This is a genomic window from Roseibium sp. (assembly GCF_025698965.1).
Lineage (GTDB): Bacteria > Pseudomonadota > Alphaproteobacteria > Rhizobiales > Stappiaceae > Roseibium.
Genome location: NZ_JAILWL010000589.1, coordinates 1 through 3,515, shown reverse-complemented (window position 1 = coordinate 3,515; position 3,515 = coordinate 1). Strand labels below are relative to the sequence as shown.

Annotated in this window: 4 protein-coding genes; 2 read left to right on the top strand and 2 right to left on the bottom strand. The window is 54.9% G+C overall.

What is annotated here, in order from left to right:
- Together K5905_RS30035 and K5905_RS30030 are read right to left on the bottom strand one after the other, a co-directional pair.
- A partial coding sequence (locus K5905_RS30035; protein ID WP_297591347.1) for a 3-keto-5-aminohexanoate cleavage protein occupies window positions 1–369 on the bottom strand: 369 nt, incomplete at its 3' end.
- Complete coding sequence (locus K5905_RS30030) at window positions 366–1,385, bottom strand: Gfo/Idh/MocA family oxidoreductase (RefSeq protein ID WP_297591345.1); 1,020 nt, start codon at window positions 1,383–1,385, stop codon at window positions 366–368. The genes K5905_RS30035 and K5905_RS30030, both read right to left, overlap by 4 nt.
- A 132-nt stretch (window positions 1,386–1,517) precedes the next feature.
- Here K5905_RS30030 and K5905_RS30025 point away from each other — a divergent pair, with 132 nt between their 5' ends.
- Both K5905_RS30025 and K5905_RS30020 read left to right on the top strand, forming a co-directional pair.
- Window positions 1,518–2,438, top strand: a complete 921-nt coding sequence (locus K5905_RS30025; RefSeq protein WP_297591344.1) for a LysR family transcriptional regulator — start codon at window positions 1,518–1,520, stop codon at window positions 2,436–2,438.
- 110 nt (window positions 2,439–2,548) lie between these two features.
- On the top strand, window positions 2,549–3,515 hold a 967-nt coding region (locus K5905_RS30020), incomplete at its 3' end, for a Gfo/Idh/MocA family oxidoreductase (protein ID WP_297591342.1).

The window sequence follows — 3,515 nt, the reverse complement described above, 5'->3', positions numbered from 1 at the left end:
AGCTTTAAACGTACTTGTGTCCGGAAGAAATTCACGTAGTGCGACGGAGACAGATCTCGGCCGGAGAATGTGTAGCAGCTCACGCTGATCCGCATCGGTAAACCGTCCGGCGGTCTCACTGGTGACCTGTACGAACCATCCGGGCAGTTCCGATTGAAGTTTCTCAATGACCGCCTTGTACAATCCGGCATCGAGACTGTGCAGCCCGTTCTCGTCGCGTATATGGGCATGGACGCCGCCAGCGCCGGCTTCGGCGCAGCTCCTGCATGTTGCCACAAGCTCGTCTACCGTTATCGGCAGGGCAGGGTGAGAAGATTTGTTTCTGCGCGCACCATTGGGTGCGACCATGATTTTCGGCAAAGTGATCATTGGGCGGGCAGGTGAACGGTTTCCCGGGTCTCGGCAGATTTCGCAATCGCCTCGAGGACCTCTATGTTGTGGATCATCTCCTGATGGGAGAAGCGGTAGGGCTGGCGCCCAAGGCAGGCCGCTTTGAAGGCGTCCAGGTTTTTGACGACTGCGTCCGTCCAGTCGAATGTGGTTACTTTTATCGGAGAACCTGTGACGGACTCTTCGTAGCGGACCTTGCCGCCGGGCGTGTCCGGATGGGTGTCGTTTCGTACTTCGATCCACTTGTCGGTGCCGAACACGTGCATGCGGATGAAGTGAGGTGTGTGGAGAATGGCACTCAAGGTTGCCGTCATGCCTGCCTTGAACCCCAACTGAACGGTAACAAGATCGCCGGTCTCCCAGCCAAGAGACCTGTCCGCCGTCATCGCCTGAACGGTTGCAACAGGACCGAAAAAGGAAATCAGCAGATCGGTAAGATGAATGCCCATCGCCGTCATTCCGGCCGCCGGGGAAACCGCCTTCGACGTTCTCCAGTCTCCCGCGGGGACATTGATCAGCTTGTCGTGACTGAAGGCAGCTTCCGCATGCATGATCTTGCCAAGCCCCTTGCTGTCGATTTCAGCTTTGAGCGCTTCCATGGCCGGTTCAAACCGGCGTTCGTGACCAATGCCGAGCGTGACACCGGCATCCTCGCATGCTTTGACAGAACGGCGTGCACTTGCACCGGTTAAACCGAGAGGCTTTTCACAAAATACATGCTTGCCCGCAGCCGCGCATTTGCACACCTGTTCTTCGTGCATCGGATTGGGTGTTGTCAGAACAACGGCATCCACATCGTCCCGTTCCAACACCTCTTCGAGGCTGGTGTAAGGTGTCGGTCCAGCAGCTCTGATATCGTCGTGAACCTTTTTGTTCGGTTCGATCACGGCGAGCACAGAAAAGCCTTCGGTCAACTTCAGCCGGTTGACGATGTGCTGACCCCACCAACCAAAACCGGCGACTGCGATACAAAACGATTTATTCTGTATATTCATAGTGTTGCCCTGTTTGCCGATTTGGTTTTGTGCGCGTTTTTTGGGACCTCTTCTGTTAGTTAGTAGATCTTGCGGTCTTCAATGCAACTCATTATCAATGATATTTGCCAACAGAAAAAATGATAGCCCGGTATGAAACTTCAGCAACTCAGATTCTTTGTCGCCGTCTATGAAGAAGGCTCTTTTTCGGCGGCGGCCAACCGGGTTCACGCGACGCAATCCGGCATCTCCATGCAAGTCCGGGAACTGGAAGACCGCTATGGTGTCCAATTGCTGACGCGAAAATCGACGGGCGTCAGTCCGACCGAAGCCGGCAGGCTCTTTTACGCCAAGGCGATCGAGGTCCTGCGCGCTGCCGCGACGGCTGATGAATTGCTCAAACGAGTGTCCGGAACGATGACGGGGCAGATACGTATCGGCCTGATCCCGACATTGACCCGAAGCGTCCTGAGTGAAGCCATGTTGCGGTTCACCGATACCTACCCGATGGTTCATTTGTCATTGGTTGAGGCCTATTCGTTTCAGCTGATCGATGCCGTTGGCCGGGAAGAGTTGGATTTTGCCGTGGTTCCTGCGTTTGAAGGCCATGAGAACATCCGTTCCGAGCCCATGGGGACAGATCAGGAATTTCTTGTCGGCGCTCCCGGAAACGGACATCTCCAATCGATCGAACTGCAAGGTCACCCGCCGCTTCGATACGTCTTGCCAAGCCCTGCCAACTCGCGACGCCGCAGGATTGATCGTTATTTCGCCGCGCATCACATTCAGACCGAAAGCGTTCTGGAACTCGATGCAATGTTCGGAACGATTGACCTTGTGGCGCGCTCTGACTGGCACACGATCCTGCCCGGCATCATGTGCGCAGCCGATCTGGACGGACAACGCCGCCGCTTGCATCCGATTTCCAACCCGGAACTGTCGGTAAGCTACAGCCGTATCGAACCGGCTGCGAAACCGCTCAATCAGGCTGCCCAGGCCTTCAGCGATATTCTGCAGGAAGAGCTGACGAACACGCTTGCAGCGACGCGCGCAGCAACGCGATGCGAAGATTGAATATAGCAACGCAGATTCAGAATTTTACCCAAACAGTCCTTTTGACCAACATGCCCGAAACAAGAGAAGGGGTCTGCCTGCGCAGCACTCTTTGAATAGGGGAAACGGGTATGGAACAAATCGAACTGGGCGTTATCGGAGCAGGCTGGTGCGGTGGAATTCGCATAGAGGCCGCGGCGCGTAATCCGCAGGTTGCAGCCATGCATATCGCTGAAACGCGCAGCGAGCGACTGAAGGAAATGAAGGAGCGATATGCTCCTGAGACTGCAACGGACACCTATCAGGAAATCATCGAGAACCGGAATGTTTCTTCGGTCATTATCTCCGCCACGCCGGAAGATACCCATTACCCGATGGCAAAGGCAGCGCTGCAGGCGGGCAAGCATGTTTTCCTCGAAAAGCCAATTGCCATTACCCTGGAAGAAGCAGACGAGCTCGTCGCGCTTTCAAAACAGAACGGCGTCAAATTTACGATCGGGTATTCGCAGCGCTTCAATTTCAAATATGCCTATATCCGTGAGAGTCTTTTGAACGGCACACTCGGAGAGCCGGTCTCTGCGCTTGTCAGCCGACACATCACGCGCAGTCTTGGAAACAAGATTTCCGGCCGGACCAAGCTTTCACCGGCCGCAATGGAAGCCACCCACGATCTGGACTTCGTGCTGTGGTGTCTGGAACCTGCCAAGCCGGTCAAGGTTTATGCCCAGAATGTCTATCGCTACATGAAGGGAAAAGGGGTCGATGCTCCCGATTGTACCTGGATTATCGTGACGATGGACAATGGCATTTCCTTTACCATCGGAGCGGGTTGGATCCTGCCGCTCGGCTATCCGAATTACTCGAGCACGACATTGGAAATGGTTGGCACCAAGGGTGCCCTGATGGTGGACGACAGTCACAAGGATGTTGTCCTGAATACGGAAGACAACGGCATTCAGTTCCCAATGTCATCCATGCCGGGTGAATTTGTCGGCCATGCGTATGCCGGGCCGATGGCCCCTGAAACCAATCATTTTATCGATGCGTGTGCCCGTGACAAACCGGTTCTCGTGACCGCAGAGCATGAGCGTATTGTGA

Bases quoted from the DNA above. Each gene is read 5' to 3' on its own strand.
- K5905_RS30030 (WP_297591345.1), bottom strand. From the start codon at position 1,385: ATGAATATACAGAATAAATCGTTTTGTATCGCAGTCGCCGGTTTTGGT.
- K5905_RS30025 (WP_297591344.1), top strand. From the start codon at position 1,518: ATGAAACTTCAGCAACTCAGATTCTTTGTCGCCGTCTATGAAGAAGGC.